A 19405-nucleotide genomic window follows, 5' to 3' on the forward strand; every position below is an offset into this window, starting at 1 on the left:
TGTGTGAACGATGACACCCCAGGTATCGATCCCGCGCACGGCGGTCGTCCCTGCCGCCGGATTGGGCACCCGGTTCCTGCCCGCCACCAAAACGGTCCCCAAAGAGTTGCTGCCGGTCGTGGACACACCGGGCATCGAACTCGTGGCGGCCGAAGCGGCCGAAGGCGGCGCCGAGCGCCTGATCATCATCACTTCGGAAGGCAAGGACGGCGTCGTCGCGCACTTCGTCCAGGACCTCGTCCTGGAGAGCACGCTGGAGGAGCGCGGCAAGAAGTCGATGCTCGAGAAGGTTCGCCGCGCGCCCGCCCTGATCAAGGTCGAGTCCGTGGTGCAGCCCGAACCGCTCGGCCTCGGTCACGCCGTCAGCCTCGTCGAACCCAGCCTCGCGCCCGACGAGGACGCCATCGCCGTGCTGCTGCCCGACGACCTCGTGCTGCCCACGGGCGTGCTCGAGACGATGTCGAAGGTGCGGGCCAAACGCGGCGGCTCGGTACTGTGCGCCATCGAGGTGCCGAAGGAAGAGATCAGCGCATACGGCGTGTTCGACGTCGAACCGGTCCCAGATACGAACAACCCGAACGTATTACGGGTCAAGGGCATGTACGAGAAGCCCGACCCGGACAAGGCGCCGTCACCGTATGCGGCGGCTGGCCGCTATGTGCTCGACCGCGCGATCTTCGGTGCGCTGCGCCGCGTGCCGCGCGGAGCGGGCGGCGAGATCCAGCTGACCGACGCCATCGCGCTTCTGATCAACGAGGGCCATCCGGTTCACGTCGTCGTGCACCGCGGCGATCGACACGACCTCGGAAATCCCGGCGGCTACCTGAAGGCTGCGGTTGACTTTGCGTTGAAGCGCGACGACTACGGGCCCGAACTGCGGCGGTGGCTGGTGGACCGGTTGGGGCTAGTCGACTGCTGATACGTCACGACGGCCCGGTAATGGAGAAAGGCGTGTTGTGCGTTCGGTGGAGGAGCAACAGGCTCGCGTCACGGCCGCTGCGGTAGCCCCTCGGCCGGTCCGTGTGGCGATCGCGGAGGCTCAGGGCCTGATGTGCGCCGAGGAAGTGGTCACCGAGCGCCCGATGCCTGGCTTCGATCAGGCGGCGATCGACGGCTATGCGGTGCGCAGCGTCGACGTGCTCGGCGTCCGGCCGATCACCGGCGGTGGCGACGACGACGGTGACGAGTCCGCCGACGATCCCGGCGACCAAGAGATCAGCCTGCCCGTGATGGGCACGATCGAGGCAGGCGCGCGCACGCCGAGCAGACTGCAGCCGCGCCAGGCCGCGCGAGTGCAAACCGGCGCGCCGATGCCGACGCTTGCCGACGCGGTGCTGCCGCTGCGGTGGACCGACGGCGGGCAGAACCGGGTCAAGGTGTTGCGGCCGGTGCGCTCCGGCGCCTACGTGCGCCGCACAGGGGACGACGTGCAGCCCGGCGACGTCGCGGTGCGCGCCGGCACGATCATCGGCCCGGCACAGGTGGGTCTGCTGGCCGCCGTCGGACGCGAACGAGTGCTGGTGCACCCGCGGCCCCGGCTGTCGGTGATGAGCGTCGGCGGCGAGCTGGTCGACATCTCCCGCACCCCGGGCAACGGGCAGGTCTATGACGTCAACTCCTATGCGCTCGCGGCGGCGGGCCGCGACGCGGGCGCCGAGGTGAACCGCGTCGGCATCGTCGACACCGACCCGAAGGAGTTGCGCGACGTCGTCGAGGGGCAACTGAGCCGCGCCGAGGTGGTCGTCATCGCGGGCGCGGTCGGCGGTGCGGCCGCCGAGGGGGTGCGCGCGGCGCTGTCCGAACTCGGCGAGATGGAGGTGACCCGCATCGCGATGCACCCGGGGTCGGTGCAGGGCTTCGGCCAGCTCGGGCCGGACGGCGTGCCGGTGTTTCTGTTGCCCGCCAATCCCGTCAGCGCGTTGGTGGTATTCGAGGTCATGGTGCGGCCGTTGATCCGGCTGTCGCTGGGTAAGCGTCAGCCCATGCGGCGCGTGGTGCAGGCGCGAGCGCTGTCGCCGATCACGTCGGTGGTCGGCCGCAAGGGATATCTGCGCGGGCAACTGATGCGCGACCAGGACACCGGCGACTACCTCGTGCAGGCGCTCGGCGGTGCGCCGGGCGCGTCGTCGCATCTGCTCGCGACCCTGGCCGAAGCGAACTGTCTGGTGGTGGTCCCCACCGAGGCCGAACAGATCCGCACCGGCGAGATCGTCGACGTCGCCTTCCTGGCTCAGCGCGGCTGAGCGGCGGTCCGGAGCGCGACGTGAACCTATGGCGGTCGACCTCTTCACACCCCGGGTGGCCGACGGCGGTCGGGCCGCTACGGGTGCAGGCCGGGGTCGTCCGGTTGCGTCCGGTGCGGCTGCGCGACGCCGCCGTCTGGAGCCGCATCAGGCTCGCCGACCGCGCGCACCTGGAGCCGTGGGAGCCCAGCACCGACATGGATTGGGAAGCGCGGCACACCGTTTCGCAATGGCCCGCGGTGTGCTCGGGGCTGCGGGCTGAGGCCCGCAAGGGGCGCATGCTGCCGTACGTGATCGAGGTCGACGGCGAGTTCAGCGGCCAGCTGACGATCGGCAATGTCACGCACGGCGCGCTGCGGTCGGCGTGGATCGGCTACTGGGTGGCATCGTCGGTCACCGGCAGGGGAGTGGCGACGGCGGCGCTGGCGCTCGGCATGGACCACGCGTTCGGGCCCGTGCGGCTGCACCGGCTGGAGGCGACCGTGCGGCCGGAGAACGCCGCCAGCCGCGCGGTGCTCGCCAAGGTCGGCTTCCGCGAGGAAGGGCTGCTCAAGCGTTATCTCGAGGTCGACGGCGCCTGGCGCGACCACTTGTTGGTGGCCATCACCGTCGAGGAGATCAACGGCTCGGTCGTGTCGCAGCTTGTGCGGGAGGGCCACGCCAGCTGGGCATAGGTGGGGCGCTCTTGGGCGCTCGCGTCCTTGCGCTCGTTTGTGAATCTGGCGACGGTTTTCGGCGCTGGACCGTCGCCAGATTCACATACGGCGGCGGCATGGCCGGACGACAGGCGTAGCACTGTCGCCGCACGGTCGGCGTCTAAGAAGCCTGTGGCAAATGTGACATAAGTGACTGTTGGTGCTTGTCCTGAGTGAATTACAGGTGTGTAATTGTCTCGGCGCGCCACCGATGGATGCGCTGGTCACGGACCTAGCCTGAAGGGGAAAGGAGCAGGCTTCATGCCAAGCATCCCCCAATCCCTCCTGTGGATCTCTCTCGTCGTGCTCTGGCTCTTCGTGCTAGTCCCGATGTTGATCAGCAAGCGGGAAGCCGTGCGGCGCACCAGCGACGTGGCATTGGCGACCCGAGTCGTCAACAGCGCGACCAACTCCCGGCTGCTCAAGCGCGGGGGACCGGCCTCGGGACACCGCAGTGATCCGCACTGGCAGCCGTCCGAAGACGAACTGCAGGAGACGTTCGACGAGTCCGAGTACGACGACGACATCGACATAGACGACGAGGCGCCGACGAAATCCATTGTGGTCGCGGCGGCCGAAGTCGACGACCCCGACACCGAATATCTCGACGTCGAGACCGTCGACGAGCCGGCGGGCGCGCTGCCCGCGGGCGAGGCCGACGACATGCAGCTGAGCTTCGACGAGGCCGAGCAGGCCGAGGCGGCCGAAGAAGCCGAGCCTGAAGAGGTCGAAGCCGAAGCGCCGCAAGAGGACTGCCCCACCGCCGTGTACGACCCCGTCACCGACGAGTACGAGGAAGGCCGCGACGGCACGGGCGACGAGTACGAGTACGTCGAAGACTCCTCGGGCCTGGAGGCGCCGGAGGAGAGCGACCTGCAGATGGCGGAGTCCATGGTGGCGTCGCGTCGGCGCCGCTACGACACGTCCAAGTCCGCGGCGATCAGCGCCCGCAAGTACAAGTTCCGCAAGCGCATGCTGGCCGTCCTGACGCTGGTGATGATGGCCTCGGCTGCGGCGGCGTACTTCCTGGACCAGCGGGCGTGGTACGTCTGTGGCGGCGCGGGCGCGGTGACGCTGCTGTACCTGGTGTATCTGCGGCGTCAGACGCGCATCGAGGAGCGGTTGCGGCGGCGCCGTGCCCAGCGGGCCGCCCGCGCCCGGCTCGGCGTGGAGAACACCGAGGATCGCGACCTCGACCTGGTCCCATCGCGGCTGCGCAGGCCGGGTTCGGTGGTCTTGGAGATCGACGACGAGGACCCGATCTTCGAGCATCTCGACTACGCGCCGTCGGCCCGCGACTACGACCTGCCGCGGGCGGCCGGGCAGTAACCGGCCAATTTTCGGCGCAGGCCGATCGACTGGTAGCCTGTGCTACCGACCAGGGGCTATGGCGCAGTTGGTAGCGCGACTCGTTCGCATCGAGTAGGTCAGGGGTTCGATTCCCCTTAGCTCCACAAATCGAATTAGCCGACGCGCGTCTTCCTCGCGTCGATTCTGCGCCCAGGGTTGTGATTCGACACGAGCACCACGGCCCTGCGCGCAGAAACCACACCGGCTTGCGTGCGCCGTTCCAGCTGGACCGCAGGAATCGATCAAACCCTCCCGCGCCAGCCACCGGTAGCCGTTGCGGCTCAGTGCTTCTCGGCGTGCGACTCTGCGCCGACCGTTTCTGCTGCCGGGACCTTCGGCCACGGCGACGGCAGCGGACGCTCCCGCACCCGCATCGGCCACCAGAACCACTTGCCCATCAGCGCCGCGAGGGACGGCGTCATGAACGAGCGGATCACCAGCGTGTCGAACAGCAGACCGAGGCCGATCGTCGTGCCCACCTGCCCGATGACCGTCAACTCGCTGACCGCCATCGAGATCATCGTGAACGCGAACACCAGGCCTGCCGACGTCACCACCGAACCGGTGCCGCCCATCGCCCGGATGATCCCGGTGCGGAGCCCGGCGTAGATCTCCTCCTTGAAGCGGGCCACCAGCAGCAGGTTGTAGTCGGCGCCGACGGCCAACAGGATGATGACCGACATCGCCAACACCATCCAGTGCAACTCGATGCCGAGGATGTGCTGCCAGATCAGCACCGACAGTCCGAACGACGCGCCCAGCGACAGCACCACCGTGCCGACAATCACCGCCGACGCCACGATGCTGCGCGTGATGATGAGCATGATGATGAAAATCAGTGCCAGCGCAGCGATTGCGGCGATGATGAGGTCATAGGTGTTGCCGTCGGACAGGTCCTTGAACGTCGCCGCACTGCCGCCGAGGTAGATCGTCGAGCCCTCCAGCGGCGTGCCCTTGACTGCCTCCTTGGCCGCCTTCTTGATCGCGTCGATCTTCGCGATCCCCTCCGGCGACAACGGATCACCGTCGTGGCTGATGATGAACCGCACGGCATGCCCGTCGGGCGAAAGGAACTGCTCCAAGCCGCGTTTGAAGTCCGGATTGTCGAAGACCTCCGGCGGCAGGTAGAACGAGTCGTCGTTCATCGACGCGTCGAAGGCCTCGCCCATGGCCGACGAGTTCTCCTGCATCGCCGCCATCTGATCCTGCATGCCCTTCTGCGAGGCATACATGGTCAGCATCATGGTCTTCATCGTCTTCATGGTCTCGATCATTTCGGGCATCATCGCGACCATTTGCGGCATAAGGGAATCCAGCCGCTCCATCTCCGGAATCAACTGCTGGATGTCGTCGGTCATCACGTCAACACCGTCGAGGGCGTCGAAGATCGATCGCAGCGACTGGCACAGCGGGATGTTGTAGCAGTGCGGTTCCCAGTACAGGTAGTTGCGGATCGGCCGGAAGAAGTCGTCGAAATCGGCTATGTTGTCTCGCAATTCGGCGACGTCGAGCGTCATGTCCTTCATCTTCGTCACCATCGAATGGGTGGTGTCGGCCATCTGGGCGGTGAGGTTCTGCATCCGCGTCATGGTGTCGATGGTGTTCTGCATCTCGTCGGCCTGCACCAGCATGTCGGCCATCCGGTCCTGCAGATACTTCTGGTTCAGCTGCTGGGTGGTGCCCTGCATGCTGATCTGGAACGGAATCGACGTGTGCTCGATCGGCTTACCGTCCGGGCGGGTGATCGCCTGCACCCGCGCGACGCCTTCCACGCGGAAAATCGCCTTGGCGATCTTGTCGATCACCAGGAAGTCGGCCGAGTTACGCAGATCGTGATCGCTTTCGATCATCAGCAGTTCCGGATTCATCCGGGCCTGCGAGAAGTGCCGGTCGGCGGCCGCATAACCTTCGTTGGCCGGCAGGTCCGGCGGCAGATAGTCGCGGTCGTTGTAGTTGGTGCGATAGCCCGGCAGCGTCAGCAACCCGACCAGCGACAGCGCTACCGTCGCCACCAGAACCGCGCCCGGCCACCGCACGACGACCGCGCCAACCTTGCGCCAGCCACGAGTTCGCATCGCGCGCCGCGGTTCCAACGTCTTGCCGAACCGGGTGACCACCGAGATCACCGCGGGGCCCAGCGTCAGCGCGGCGAACACCGTCGTCACCATGCCGATCGCCAGCGGGATGCCCAGCGTCTGGAAATACGGCAGCCGGGTGAAGGTCAGGCAGAACGTCGCACCCGCGATCGTCAGGCCGGAGCCGAGCACCACGTGCGCGGTGCCGCCAAACATCGTGTAGTAGGCCTGCTCTCGGTCTTCGCCGACCGACCGCGCCTCCTGATATCGACCGATCAGGAAGATGGCGTAGTCGGTCGCGGCGGCGATCGCCAGTGTCACCAGCAGGTTGGTCGCGAACGTCGACAGGCCGATGATCTCGTGGAAGCCGAGGAACGCCACCAAACCACGGGATGCGCTCAGCTCCAGGACCACCATCAGGATCACGATCACCACCGTGATGATCGACCGGTAGACCAGCAGCAGCATGATGATGATGACGGTGAAGGTCACCATCTCGATCAGCCGCATGCTGCGGTCGCCCGCGATGTGCTGGTCGGCCGCCAGCGCCGCGGGCCCGGTCACATAGGCCTTGACGCCCGGCGGGGCCTCGAGCCCGTCGACGATGTTCTGTACCGATTCCACTGACTCGTTGGCCAGCGCTTCGCCCTGGTTACCGGCAAGCTTGACCTGGACGTAGGCCGCCTTGCCGTCATTGCTCTGGGAGCCGGGGGCGGTGAGCGGATCGCTCCAGAAGTCCTGCACGGACTGCACGTGCTTGGTGTCTTCGCGCAGCCGCTTGACCATCTCGTCGTAGAACTTGTGTGCGTCGTCGCCCAGCGGCTCCTGGCCTTCGAGCACGATCATCACCGAGCTGTCGGAGTCGCCCTCGTGGAACAGCTCGCCGACCTTCTTCATGGAGATCATCGACGGCGCGTCGTTCGGGCTCATCGACACCGCCCGCATCTCGCCGACGGCCTCCAGCTGGGGCACCGTCACGTTGAGGAGGGCGATGATCGCCACCCACGCGATGATGATCGGCACCGCGAAAGTGCGGATGGTCCGCGGTATGAACGAGCGCTGGTGATGTCGGGGCTGCGAGAACGCGTCCGTCGGCGCGTCTGCGTTGTGGGCGCTCATGCGGACTTCACGTAGCAGAAGGTCTGGGCATTCAAGCCGTTGGACGTCCTTTCGTCTTTGACCTCGTCGTCGACGATGATCCGGCAGGTGATCGAGCTGCCGTCACCCTGCGCGACGATGTTGGGCGCGGCCGACGGCGCGGTGGTCTGCAACGTCAGCGACCACGGCAGCGTGGCATGGTCGACGCGTTGCGGCTTGGCGTCGAGGTCGAGGTAGTTGATGTCTGCGTAGGTGCCGGTGCCGAAGATCTCGTACCTGACGACCTTGGGGTCGAACGGTTCCGGATCGTCGGCGAAGTTGCGTGGGGTGACCGTGATGCCCTCGGCGCCGAAGAACGTGCGCACCCGGTGCACGGTGACACCCGCAATGAAGACGACTGCCACGATGAGAAGCGGTAGCCACGCCTTCCTGATGAAGGTCAGCGGCGAATTACCGCTCATTGATCATGTCCTTCCGCCGGTTCGAACCGTTGCAGAGCACGCTTCCGCCGCACGGCGTGGTGGAGCTACTGGCGGCCAGCCGACAGGTCGGACAGTGCGGCCACGTTGACCCCGACATCTCGCGTCACGCGCACGGACAGAGCGAACTTATCCGCTCGGCTAAGTATCGACAAGTCATGTGGCTAAGATTACTTAGCCAAAAAGTGTGTTAATCCGACCACATGGCTAGATTAACCCCCATTCCGCGACCAAAGCGCGGTTAGTATCGCGGCAACGTGGGTGCAGCGGCGCCGAGAAGGGACTGGTGTGACGAAGGTGGCATCACCCCGCGGCGTGGTCCGTGAGCGGGTGCTGGCGGCGGCGCTCGAACTCTTCGCCGAGAACGGCATCAGCGGAACGTCCCTGCAGATGATCGCCGACCGGGTCGGCGTCGCGAAGGCCTCTGTCTACTACCAGTTCCACACCAAAGAGGACATCGTGCTGGCCCTGATGAGGCCGGTGTTCGACGACATCGCCCGGCTGGTCAAGATCGCCGAAGCCGTCGACTCAGCAGGAGCCCGGCGCGACGTCGCGATCAGTGGCCTTGTCGAACTCGCGGTGCGCAACCGCGATCTGACGACGGTGTTCTTCGGCGATCCCGCCGTCGACGGCCTGGTGCGCTCCCGCGAAGAGTTCGCGGCGGCTGTCGACGGACTCAACACGCTACTGCTCGGCGCCTCACCCGACGACCAGACGCGGGTCGCGATGTCGGTTCTCACCGCGGGCATCTACGGCACGGCCATCAATCCACACCTGGCCGATCTGAGCGACGACGATCTGCACCGCTTGCTTCTGGAGACCATGAAGCGCTTGGTGACGGCGCTCTGCTCCGGCGATTCCTCGGGGCCGGCGGCAGATCAGGTGGATCAGTAGTCGCCCACCGGGGCGGTCAGTCCGGGATCGATGCGCGCCCGCACACGCACCGAGGCACATGCGGCCGCGACAATCATCGCGGCATCCGAGTCGTGGCCCTTCGGGATCTGGATCTCCGCGCTGTCGGCATCTTCCCGGTGGGCCATCAACCAGTCGTAGAGCAGCCAATCCAGTCCGCACGCCACTGCGAACGGGTCCGCATCGGGTGCCTCTGCGCCGGCGATGCACGCTTCGATCGCCTCGCGGTGCTCGCGCCGCGCCGCCTCCTTGTTCACCCCTGAGCTGTCGAACAGCATCGTCGACAGCGTGAGCGGATACCGTTGTCCCGTCTCGGTGTTGAGCACCCATCGGCCGCCCTTCCACGGCCGGTCGGGATCCACCAGCTGCATCTGGCCGAAGCCGCCGATCACGCCGAGCTGCGGCTCGTCGAGCTCTCCGTCCAGCGGTGCGGGGCCGAGCAGGCCGACGGGGAAACGCGCCCGGATCGAGAACAGTGTCGCTGTGCCGATGATCTTTCCCGCACGGACGTCCGGCACGATCCCGGCGAGTTCGGCGCCCAGCGCGTAGTCACGCACCAAAATGTCCAGCGCGCGGTGTAATTCGACCAGATCGTCACGTTCTTGCGCGTCGGGGTGTCTGCCGCCGCCGAGCAGATCTCCGAAGCGCGCCGCGGCGATGATCAGCGCGTCGTCGAGTGCCTCCAGGTGTGTCGCGACCAAGCGGTCGGGTTCGTCGTCGTCGATGACGAGGTCGGGCAGGCCGATCCGCACGCCGTCCGGCGTCACCCAGCAGAAGCCGATCTGGCCGTCCGCCTGAATGATTCGCGGTCTCATGATCTGTGCTCGCCCAGCCTGCGGTTCGTCACGGCCAACTGAAGGACCGTGCTTTCCTCGAGCCGCGCCACCTGCTCGACGCTGAGCTGATCGCAGACCCGGCCCCAGTGCATCGCGACGAGTTCATCCGGCGCGACGGCACCGATCTCTACTGTGGCGGTCAGATGGGTCGGCGCCGTCAGTGACAGCGCCGAATCCTGCCAACGCAGCTTTCGGCCTTCCACCGTTGCGGTGTCGCCCTCGACGGATATGACGGTGCCCCAGGAGATTCGGCAGTTGTCGAGCACCGACACCGGGCCCGTGTCGTTCACCCCGCCGAGGTTTCGTCCGAGTAGACGGGACCAGGGGTAGACGCCGAAGACGTGGAAGCAGTGGTTCGGCGCGGCCTCGTCGGCGAGATCGTCGGTGAGATGGGTCCAGTAGTGGCCCGCCTGCGGCGCGACGAGCGCGAGCAGCTCCGCGGTGAACTCCTGTGCGTCGATGCCTGCCCCGATGCCGCCGCCGAGCCAGTACGCGTCGACGAGGCGAAGATCAAGCGGGTCGGGGATGCCGGTCATCTTCGACATCACCTTTAGATACGGCCAGGCGCCGGTGAATTGTGCGGCGGCCTTCTTGATTTCGTCGCGCGAACCCCTCAGCATCGCCGACGCCTGCGGCGGACCGCAGTAGCCGAGTTCGTTCGGCGCGCAGGCATACCGCGCGAACATCGCCGCGCCCGTGCCCGCGTCGACCGTCGTCATGCCCCGGCGACCTGCCCGCTCAACGAGGCCGCCTCGCGGTGCAGTCGGCCGAAGTTGTAGTACGCGGCACACGCGCCCTCCGGTGACACCATGCAGGTGCCGATCGGCGTCTCCGGCGTGCACGCCGTGCCGAAAACCTTGCACTCCCACGGCTTGAGCACACCCTTGAGCACTTCACCGCACTGGCAGGCCTTCGGGTCGGCGACGCGTACGCCCGGCAGCGCGAAGCGCTGCTCGGCGTCGAAGTCGGCCAGCTCGTCGCGCAGCCGCAGCGCGCTCTGCGAGATGAACCCGAGGCCGCGCCACTCGAAATGCGGGCGCAGCGCGAACACCTTGCTCATCAACGACAGCGCAGCCGGGTTGCCATCGTCGGGCACGACCCGCGAGTACTGGTTCTCGACCTCGCAGCGCCCGTCGCGAATCTGACGCAGCAGCATGACGATGGAGGCCAAGATGTCCAGCGGCTCAAAACCCGCTACCACCAACGGCTTACCGTAGACGGCCGGTACGAAGCGGTATGGCCGGGTGCCGACGACGGTCGAGACGTGCCCCGGCCCCAGGAACCCGGACAGCCGTAGGTCGGGTGACTCGAGGATCGCCTTGATCGGCGGCACGATCGTGACGTGATTGCAGAACACGGTGAAGTTCTTCACGCCGAGTTGCTGTGCGCGCACCAGCGTGACCGCCGTCGACGGTGCGGTTGTCTCGAATCCGATCGCGAAGAACACCACCTGCTTGTCAGGGTTGTCGACGGCGATCTTGAGCGCGTCGAGCGGCGAGTACACGAATCGCACGTCCGCACCGTTGGCTTTGGCGTCCAACAGGCTGCCGTTGGAGCCGGGCACCCGCATCATGTCCCCGAAGCAGGTGAAGGTCACGTCCTGCTGCTGCGCCAGCCAGATCGCGTCGTCGACGCGTCCCATCGGGATGACGCACACGGGGCAGCCCGGGCCGTGTACCAGTTCGACGTTTTCGGGGAGCAGATGCTCGATTCCGTGCCGGTAGATCGTGTGGGTGTGCCCGCCGCACACCTCCATGAACTTGAAGTGCTCCTGCCGCGAGCCTTCGTTGGCCAGACTCTCGATGGCGCCCAACAGTTTTCGCGCTGCGGCCGGGTCACGGAATTCATCAACGAATCGCATATCGTCTCCCCCTTTTAGATGATCGCCGACTTGTCGAACGCTTCAATTTCATCGGAGTACGCATCGCCCATCTTCTTGACTGCCGCCAAGGTCAACAGGGCCTCCGTCTCGTCGATCTTCGCCATCGCGAAGCCCACGTGGACCAGCACCCAGTCGTCGGGGACGGGCATGTCGTTCTCCAGAAGCCGGACGCTGATCACTCTGCGCACGCCATTGACATCGACCTTCGCCAGGCAGTTTTCGGCGTCGGTGATCTCGACGATCCGTCCGGGAATCCCCAAGCACATACCGGTTTCCTTTCTCAGCAGATCCGCGGGAGCGGGTCGCCGACGAGCATGTCCACGATCCGGGTGCCGCCGAAGCCGGTGCGGACGACGACGGTGGCGGTCGGTTCTTCGGCGATCTCGCCGATTTCGGTGGCGCCTTCGCCACCGGGATGAGAGCGCAACGCGGCCAGCGCGTCCGCGGCCTCCGCGGGGTCGACGACGGCGATGAACTTCCCTTCGTTGGCGACATAGAGCGGGTCGATGCCCAGCATCTCGCATGCGCCCGCCACTTCGGGGCGCACGGGAAGGCTTTCCTCCTCCAACACCACCGCGACGCCGGCGGCCTGCGCCAGTTCGTTGCATACGGTGCCGACGCCGCCGCGGGTGGGATCGCGCAGCCACCTCGTCGACGGCGCCGCGGCGAGCAGCTGCTCGACAAGCCCGCTGACCGCCATTGTGTCCGAACGGATGTCGGCCTCGATCGCGAGATCGCCGCGAGCCAGCATGACCGCCATGCCGTGGTCGCCGATCGGCCCGGACACCAACACCTTGTCGCCCGGCCTGACATCGAGGGGCGACAGGACGCGACCCTCGGGCACCCGGCCGACACCGGAGGTGCTGATGAACATACCGTCGGCGGCGCCACGGGGCACGACCTTGGTGTCGCCGGTGACGATCTGGACGCCCGCCGCTTCGGCCGCCGCCGCCATGTCGGCGACGATCTCGCGCAGCTCGTCGATCGGAAAACCTTCTTCGAGAACGAAAGCCGCGGTCATCCAGGACGGCACGGCACCCGCCATCGCCAGGTCGTTCACGGTGCCGTGGACGGCCAGGTGCCCGATCGACCCGCCAGGAAAGCGCAAGGGTTGAACGACGAAGGAGTCGGTGGACAACGCGATCCGCTGCCCGCCCATGTCGACGACCGCGCCGTCGCCGAGCTGCTCCAGATGGTCATTGCGGAACGCTTCGACGAAGACCGCGTCGACCAGCGCGGCCGACGCCTTCCCGCCTGCGCCGTGGGCGAGCGTGACGACCGAGTCCCGCAGCCTGGGTCTGCGCTTGCGGAACGCCTCGATGCGCTCGATGACTTGGCCCTCCCGAAACGACGGGCCGGTGGACAGGTATTCGGTGACGTGGTCGGTCAACGGACCCCCCTTTCCGTTTGGACGGTCGACCACAGCTGGTAGCCGATCAACGCCTGAGATTCCTGAATGCGGTGCACGCTTTGTGATTCGACGACGAAGCACACGTCGACGTCCGGGTTGTCGCGGAATCGACCACCGTCGTAGCCGGCGAATCCGATGGTGTACATGCCTCGGCTGCGGGCCTCCCGCAGCGCGAGCAGCAGGTCGGCGGAGTTCCCGCTCGTCGACATCGCGACGGCGACGTCGCCTGCGTTGGCGCGCGCGATCAACTGCCGCGCGAACACCAGGTCGAAGCCGACGTCGTTGCCGAGCGCGGTCAGCACTGCCTGGTCGGCAGTCAGCGACCACGCCGGCAGCGGATCACCGGCGGGTGGCCGGGCGAACAGGGCCGCCAGTGTCGTCGCATCCGTGGAACTGCCGCCGTTGCCGAACGTGAAAAGCCTTCCGCCCGAGTTGAATCGGCGCGCCAGCTCGGCGCCTGCCTCGGCGATCAGCGGCGCGCACTTCGCCATGGTCGTGCGCCGCAGCGTTGTGCTCTCCTCGGCCTTCGACAGCGCCGACCTGGTGAGGTCGGTGAGCAGCGCGTCTTTGTCCGACTCGTCGCCGTCGATGAACGGATAGAGGAAGTTGGTCGCTTCGCCCGAACCGCTCCGGACCGCTTCGTAGGCGTTCTGAGTCATCGCGCACCGCCCTCGTCGACAGCCGTCATCGCCATGCCCGCATGGACGAGTATCAGATCGCCAGGCCGCAGTCCGCCGGTCAGCGTCGTGTCGACGGTCTCGACCCCCGACGCGGTGCGTACGGTCGCAGAACCGTCGGGGGCCAGATTGATCACTTCGCCGAGCCGGCCTTCGTCGCTGCAGGTGATGCACACTTCGTCGGTGCATTCCGGTTGCTGGCGCAGGAGGCCGGGATGCTCGAAGCACACATGGGTGAGCTCCCACAGCAGGTGGTACATCAAGACGAATTCGCCCGTTGCGGGCAGCCGCGGGTCGGGGTCGTCGAACCAGAGCACGTGGTCGGCGGCGCCGTCGTGCGGCCGGACGCCGTTGCCGATCCACAGGGTGGTGACGCCCCATGCGGGAGCACGCCGCATCACCGCCTGCACCTGCTCGTCGGCGCCGTCGGCGACGGCAATCACGATGTCGCCGGGCTGGGCCGATATCCGCACCTGGGCAACGAGATCCGCGCCGGTGAGTGCGACGGCGGGAAGTGCGCGCTTGCCGACGATCACCGGATGGACGAACTCGACGGCGATGTGTTGCGCGTGCGCGGGAAAGTCGCGCGATATGCACCACATCGTCGCGCCCGCCGACAACCGTTGTGCCAGTGTGAAAGACGCGTGCGCCAGATCCGCCGCGACCTGGCTGGTCAATTCGCAGGGCGCGGTCACGACGCCACCTCCTGGTCCCCGAAGACGCCGTATTCACGCATGGTGGCCAAAGTCGTCATCGCGGTGGCCTCATCCATCCGCGTCAACGCGAACCCGGCGTGCACGATCGTGTAGTCGCCGACCGCGAGATCGGGAAGGTAGGCGAGGCAGGCGTTCCGCGTCTGATCGCCGAAGTCGATCCTGGCGAATCTGCCACCCTCGGGCTCGTCCCAGATCTCGACGATTCGGCCGGGAATCCCTAGGCACATGGGGTGCCTCCTTCCTCGAGTGCGGTGAGCATCGACACTGCCGCCTGCCCCAGTGCCAAACCACCGTCGTTGGGCGGCACGACGCGGTGGGTGAGGACGGTGAAACCGGCTTGCTCAAGCAGTTCCGTGCATGCCTGTAGCAGCAGGACATTTTGGAAGACACCCCCGGTCAATCCGACCAGCCGGATGCCTCCCGCGACGCGACCGACGACCTCGGCGACGGCCACGGCGACAGCGTGATGAAAAGCCGCCGCGACCTGGGCGGGTTCGACGCCGTCGTGCAGGGCCGACACGATCCCGGTGATCAGCGGCGCGGGGTCCAGAATCGCGTCGCGCGTCACGTCGAAACCGATCGGCACTCGTGCGCGTTTCACCGTGGCGGCCAACGCCTCCAGTTCGATAGCCGCCTGGCCCTCGTAGGTGATCTGCTGGCGCACATCGAGCAGCGACGCCACGGCATCGAAAAGCCTGCCCATGCTGGACGTCGGGGTGGTACCGCGGCCGGTGGCGAATTGTGTTTGCAGCAACCGCATCTCGGCGGTGGTGGCGGCGCGGACGGGAGCCAACTCGGCGCTGAACCCCACGCGCGCGTGCCACAGATGTGCGAGCGCCATCCGCCACGGATTGCGGACGGCGGCATCGCCACCCGCCAACGGCACCTCGGCGAGGTGGCCGACGCGGGTGAATCGGTGGCTGTCGTGGTCGAGCCGCAGGATCTCGCCGCCCCAGACCGTGTCGTCGCAGCCGTATCCGGTGCCGTCGAACGCGACACCGATGACGGGCTCGCCGAGCCTGCCGTGTTCGGCGAGCAGCGATGCGACGTGGGCGTGGTGGTGCTGGACCAGGTCGAGGTGGCGTTCGTCGGCGTTGTGCTCAGCCCAGTTCCGTGTCACGTACCGCGGGTGTAGGTCCGCGGCCAGTCGCGTGGGCTGGCCGCGCATTTCGGTCAGTTGGCGCACGGACTGGTTGAACGCCTTCAGCGTCGCCACGGTGCCCATGTCGCCGATGTGGGCCGAGCAGAACGCGCGCCTGCCGTCGGTGAGGCAGAACGTGTTCTTGAGCTCCCCGCCCACCGCGAGAACCCTTGCGTTGTGCTGGCCGAGGTCGACGGGAAGCGGCACGTAGCCGCGCGACCGCCGGATCGGAAGCTCGCGGTCGCCGTCGGCGCCCCGAACCACCCGGACGACGGAATCGTCGCACGGCACGTGGATGGGTCGGTTGTGGTCGAGCACTCCGTCGGCCAGTGCAGGCAACCGCTTTTCGGCGTCATCGGCGGTGTAGCAGATCGGCTCGTCCGAGCGATTGGCACTGGTCAACACGATTGCGTCGAACAGCGGTTCGGGCGCGGCCATCAGCAGGTGATGAACGGGGGAGTACGGCAGCATCAACCCGATCAGCCGGCTGTCGGGTGCCACGCCCGGCGCCACAGGGGCGTCGGGCGTGCGTGTCAGCAGCACGATCGGCCGGGCAGGGCTGGTCAGGATGCGGGCCTCGGCATCGCTGATGTCGGCGTAGCGCGCGGCCACTTCGAGGTTTCTGACCAGCACGGCAAAGGGCTTGCCTCTGCGGGCTTTCCGCTGCCGTAACTCGGTGACCGCGCTCGGATTGTCGGCGGCACACGCCAGGTGGTAGCCGCCGATGCCCTTGATCGCGACGATGCCGCCGTCGCCGATCAGGCGTTGCGCGGCGGCGATTGCGGTGTCGGAGCCGGTGATGTGCACGCCGTTGCCGTCGAACCACAGCGACGGCCCGCAGTCGGGGCATGCGATGGGCTGGGCGTGAAAGCGCCGGTTCGACGGATCGTGGTACTCGGCGGCGCAGCGGTCACACATCGCGAACTCGGCCATCGTGGTGGTCGGCCGGTCGTAGGGAAGGCCTTTGATGATGGTGAACCGCGGCCCGCAGTTGGTGCAGGTGATGAAGGGATGGCGGTGGCGCCGGTCGGCGGGATCGAACAGCTCCCTGACGCAGTCGCCGCACACCGCGACGTCGGCGGGAATCGCGGTGGGCGCGGCGGCCTCCGTTCGGCTCGCCACGATCTGGAATCCGTTGTCCTGGGCTGTCTCCGGAGTGACCGGGGCACTGGACACGCTGCTGATGACCGCCAACGGCGGCGCCTCGGTGACGAGCCGATCACCGAACTCGGCGACCGCGCTGTCCGGACCCTGCACCTCGATGAACACCGCCGTCGAGTCGTTTCCGACGAACCCCGTCAGCCCGAGTCCGGTGGCGATGCGGTGCACGAACGGCCGGAACCCGACGCCCTGTACCACGCCGGTCACGGTGAACCGGCGTCGCACCGACTGGATTTCCGGGGCGTGGGTCATCGGCGCCGCCAGAGCACGACCCTGTTGTTGCCGGAGTCGGCCACCGCGAGCCGATCACCCTGCAGCCACATCCCGTACGGCCAGCACAGTGAGTCGGGGGTGACTGCGCTCCACCGGTTTTCGCCGTTGGCCTCGAAGGACGGCTGAGCCAGCACGTAGTCGGCCGGACGCCCGTCGTCGGGCACTCCGTCCCACAGGAGCACGCGGTTGTTGGCGGTGTCGCTGACCGCAAGCTGCTCGTCGCCACCGACAGCATCCAAGCTGACCGCATACGGGAACCGGAAACGGTTGCCGCACTGGGGCCCATACGGCCATTCGCCTGCCGACGCGAAATCGGGCTGCCCCAACAGCAGATCGGCGGGTCGGTCGCCGAGGGGAAGCGGTGACCAGCCCACGACGCGATGGTCACCGGCGTCGGCGATCAACAGCAGCCCCTCGTGACCGCTGATGCTGTGCGGCCACCGGAAACTCGCAGGCCCGACGCGCTCGCCGCGATTCTCCTCGCGGCTGGAGTTGTCGGGTTGGCCGAGGACGATGTCGGCGGGCCTGCCGTTGTCGGGTAGGCCGCCGCTCCAGCCGAGCACCCGGCGGTTGCCGGTGTCGGCGACCCAGAACACCGAGCCGATGACGGCGATCCCGAACGGCCAGTACATTGTCGACGCCGAGCACTGCGCGCCCGCGTTCGGCTCCACTTCGGTGAAGTTCGGTTGGCCAAGCACCAGATCAGGTGGAGTCCAGTCGATTTCGGGAATCCGATCCCACACAAGAATGCGGTGATGCCAGGCGTCTGCGACGATCAGCCGGCCCTCGTGGATGAGCACGCCGGTGGGCAGGTCCATGCCGTTCTCGGGGCCACGGCCCGCCGCGGCCCGCCCCTCCGTGCTCCCGTCCGGCTGACCGAGCACGACATCTGCTGGCTGTTCGTCGTCGGTGGGCACCTCATGCCAGATCAGCACCCTGTGATTGCCCGAGTCGGCGACCACCAGATGGTCGTCGTCGAAGAAGACGCCGCGCGGCGAGTACATCCACGCCCTGGTCGGGTTGGCCGGAGGCAGGGCAAGACCGCCGGGAGCGGGCGCCCCCAGCCAGACGTCGGGCACCCAGCCCCCGGAGAGGTCCGCACCACATGCGTTTTCGGCAAGCGGAGCGGGATGCAGGCTGGCGCGCACCGTCAGCTTCGTCATGGCCCGACTCGAATCCAGATCTGCCCGTTGTCCGTTCGCAGCGGAAGCTGTTCGAGTTGGGCCGCGGGCGCGGTCAGGCATTCACCGGATGTCGCGTCGTAGCAGAAGCCGTGCCACGGGCACGTCAGCGTGCCGTTGTCCATGTCGACCACGGCGTTGTCGAGCGGAAGTGCCTCGTGGGCACACTCATTGACATATGCGGTGAGTCTCTGGTCGAGCTTGACGACGATGACGCTGACGTCTCGTCCGCTGCCGGTCCTGAGTTCGAATGTGGCGATGCCGCCGTCGGGAACGTCGGTGACCGGGCCGGCTTTCGCCCAGCCCTCCTCGACACGGCGACGCGCAGGGAACAGCGAATCCGTCGGGATCAACGTGGGTTCGGGCTCATTGGCGAGCACATGAACGGCTGTGATGGACGGGACGCCTTCGACGAGCGCCGTCTCCACCAGGTTGCGCAGAGTCACCGACGACATCGAGCAGCCGTTGCACGCACCCTGCAGACGGACATAAGCGGTGCCGTCCTCGACCCGCACCAGCGTGACATCACCGCCGTGCCCCTGCAATTGCGGACGCACCGACTGCAGCACCCTGTTGGCGTGTGTCGTCGGATCCGGTCGCACGATCTCGTGCAGCGACAGCAGCAGGTGAACAACCGGGTCGTCGACCAATTCGAACAACGCCGAACGTGTGGCGTCGTCGGCGCGCAGCCGGCGGACGATCGTGATCAACCCGGCGCGGTGAATGGCCTCGATCGCATGCTTCATCTCCTCGGCCACGGCGCGCGCCGACGGATCGAGGTCAGCCACAGCGGCGACCGCATCGTCGACGCGTTTGGCGAGTTCCTCGAACGTGGGTTCCTCGGGCGGCTCCGCCGGTCGGCCCGAAACCTCCTTGACCGCTGTGGTCATCATGCACCCCCGGACTCTTCGGTCACCGAAAGCACCTGCCGGCGCGCTATCTCGTCGAGAACACCGCGCACGGTGCGCACCGAATCGTTGTCTCCTAGCTCCTCGAACAGGAACCGCGCCTCGTACAGCTTGGCCTTGGCCTCGTCGAAAACCCCGAGGTGTCGCTGATCACGTCGGCGCGGCGCAGCATGCCGTCGAGGCCTTGGATCACGGTCGCCAGCAAATCAGCATGATCAAGTATCACACCGAGGGAGGCCGCCACCTGGGGGTCATAGAGCCGTTGGATCAGCTCGTCGCCGGGTGAATCCTCGATGAGCTCGTCCCCCTCGGAGCTCACCGCCAAGGCTGCGTGCGTCGCCACCAAAACCTCCTCATTCCGGTGTGT

19 protein-coding genes and 1 tRNA gene are annotated in these 19405 nt (G+C 67.0%); 6 read left to right on the forward strand and 14 right to left on the reverse strand.

The window, feature by feature from the left end; translation table 11 throughout:
• Positions 1–10 precede the first annotated feature (10 nt).
• From CQY20_RS08355 to CQY20_RS08375, 5 genes are all read left to right on the forward strand, one after another.
• Complete coding sequence (locus tag CQY20_RS08355; protein WP_163701689.1) at positions 11–919, forward strand: UTP--glucose-1-phosphate uridylyltransferase; 909 nt, start codon at positions 11–13, stop codon at positions 917–919.
• A 37-nt stretch (positions 920–956) separates the two neighbouring features.
• On the forward strand, positions 957–2243 hold the full coding sequence (glp, locus tag CQY20_RS08360) for a molybdotransferase-like divisome protein Glp (protein WP_097939606.1): 1287 nt from the start codon (positions 957–959) through the stop codon (positions 2241–2243).
• 20 nt (positions 2244–2263) lie between these two features.
• Positions 2264–2917 (forward strand): GNAT family N-acetyltransferase, encoded by a 654-nt coding sequence (locus CQY20_RS08365; protein ID WP_097939607.1) that lies wholly within the window; start codon positions 2264–2266, stop codon positions 2915–2917.
• Positions 2918–3199: 282 nt separating this feature from the next.
• Positions 3200–4267: a divisome protein SepX/GlpR gene (gene sepX / locus CQY20_RS08370; protein WP_097939608.1), complete on the forward strand. Its 1068-nt coding sequence runs from the start codon at positions 3200–3202 to the stop codon at positions 4265–4267.
• A 52-nt stretch (positions 4268–4319) separates the two neighbouring features.
• Positions 4320–4392 (forward strand) — tRNA-Ala (locus CQY20_RS08375).
• Positions 4393–4569: 177 nt separating this feature from the next.
• On the opposite strand, the gene CQY20_RS08380 is transcribed toward CQY20_RS08375, so the two are convergent.
• Positions 4570–7482, reverse strand: a complete 2913-nt coding sequence (locus CQY20_RS08380) for an MMPL/RND family transporter (protein WP_097939609.1) — start codon at positions 7480–7482, stop codon at positions 4570–4572.
• On the reverse strand, positions 7479–7922 hold the full coding sequence (locus tag CQY20_RS08385) for an MmpS family transport accessory protein (RefSeq protein ID WP_097939610.1): 444 nt from the start codon (positions 7920–7922) through the stop codon (positions 7479–7481). The genes CQY20_RS08380 and CQY20_RS08385 overlap by 4 nt, the downstream gene beginning before the upstream one ends.
• A gap of 306 nt (positions 7923–8228) precedes the next feature.
• Here CQY20_RS08385 and CQY20_RS08390 point away from each other — a divergent pair, with 306 nt between their 5' ends.
• Positions 8229–8834: a TetR/AcrR family transcriptional regulator gene (locus CQY20_RS08390; protein WP_097939611.1), complete on the forward strand. Its 606-nt coding sequence runs from the start codon at positions 8229–8231 to the stop codon at positions 8832–8834.
• Here CQY20_RS08390 and CQY20_RS08395 read toward each other — a convergent pair.
• From CQY20_RS08395 to CQY20_RS08455, 12 genes are all read right to left on the reverse strand, one after another.
• Entirely contained in the window at positions 8828–9667 is an 840-nt protein-coding gene (locus tag CQY20_RS08395) for a hypothetical protein (RefSeq protein ID WP_097939612.1), read from the reverse strand. The genes CQY20_RS08390 and CQY20_RS08395 overlap by 7 nt on opposite strands.
• On the reverse strand, positions 9664–10407 hold the full coding sequence (locus CQY20_RS08400) for a DUF6390 family protein (RefSeq protein WP_097939613.1): 744 nt from the start codon (positions 10405–10407) through the stop codon (positions 9664–9666). Before CQY20_RS08400 ends, CQY20_RS08395 begins: the two co-directional genes overlap by 4 nt.
• Positions 10404–11549, reverse strand: coding sequence for a hydrogenase formation protein HypD (gene hypD / locus CQY20_RS08405; RefSeq protein ID WP_097939614.1), 1146 nt, complete (start codon positions 11547–11549; stop codon positions 10404–10406). The genes CQY20_RS08400 and hypD overlap by 4 nt, the downstream gene beginning before the upstream one ends.
• A 14-nt stretch (positions 11550–11563) precedes the next feature.
• On the reverse strand, positions 11564–11836 hold the full coding sequence (locus tag CQY20_RS08410) for a HypC/HybG/HupF family hydrogenase formation chaperone (RefSeq protein ID WP_097939615.1): 273 nt from the start codon (positions 11834–11836) through the stop codon (positions 11564–11566).
• A gap of 14 nt (positions 11837–11850) precedes the next feature.
• Positions 11851–12960, reverse strand: a complete 1110-nt coding sequence (gene hypE, locus CQY20_RS08415) for a hydrogenase expression/formation protein HypE (RefSeq protein ID WP_097939616.1) — start codon at positions 12958–12960, stop codon at positions 11851–11853.
• Positions 12957–13640: a D-sedoheptulose-7-phosphate isomerase gene (locus tag CQY20_RS08420; RefSeq protein ID WP_097939617.1), complete on the reverse strand. Its 684-nt coding sequence runs from the start codon at positions 13638–13640 to the stop codon at positions 12957–12959. The genes hypE and CQY20_RS08420 overlap by 4 nt, the downstream gene beginning before the upstream one ends.
• A complete protein-coding gene (locus CQY20_RS08425) occupies positions 13637–14353 on the reverse strand; it encodes a HypC/HybG/HupF family hydrogenase formation chaperone (RefSeq protein ID WP_234816154.1) in 717 nt (238 codons plus the stop codon). Before CQY20_RS08425 ends, CQY20_RS08420 begins: the two co-directional genes overlap by 4 nt.
• Positions 14350–14601, reverse strand: coding sequence for a HypC/HybG/HupF family hydrogenase formation chaperone (locus CQY20_RS08430; RefSeq protein WP_097939618.1), 252 nt, complete (start codon positions 14599–14601; stop codon positions 14350–14352). Before CQY20_RS08430 ends, CQY20_RS08425 begins: the two co-directional genes overlap by 4 nt.
• Complete coding sequence (gene hypF, locus CQY20_RS08435) at positions 14592–16928, reverse strand: carbamoyltransferase HypF (RefSeq protein ID WP_097939619.1); 2337 nt, start codon at positions 16926–16928, stop codon at positions 14592–14594. Before hypF ends, CQY20_RS08430 begins: the two co-directional genes overlap by 10 nt.
• Entirely contained in the window at positions 16925–18112 is a 1188-nt protein-coding gene (locus CQY20_RS08440) for an NHL repeat-containing protein (protein ID WP_097939620.1), read from the reverse strand. Before CQY20_RS08440 ends, hypF begins: the two co-directional genes overlap by 4 nt.
• Positions 18109–19023, reverse strand: coding sequence for a NifU family protein (locus CQY20_RS08445; protein WP_097939621.1), 915 nt, complete (start codon positions 19021–19023; stop codon positions 18109–18111). The genes CQY20_RS08440 and CQY20_RS08445 overlap by 4 nt, the downstream gene beginning before the upstream one ends.
• A gap of 91 nt (positions 19024–19114) precedes the next feature.
• Positions 19115–19381: a hypothetical protein gene (locus CQY20_RS08455; protein ID WP_097939622.1), complete on the reverse strand. Its 267-nt coding sequence runs from the start codon at positions 19379–19381 to the stop codon at positions 19115–19117.
• Positions 19382–19405 lie beyond the last annotated feature (24 nt).

It is taken from the genome of Mycolicibacterium agri, from assembly GCF_002553505.1.
Classification (GTDB): domain Bacteria; phylum Actinomycetota; class Actinomycetes; order Mycobacteriales; family Mycobacteriaceae; genus Mycobacterium; species Mycobacterium agri.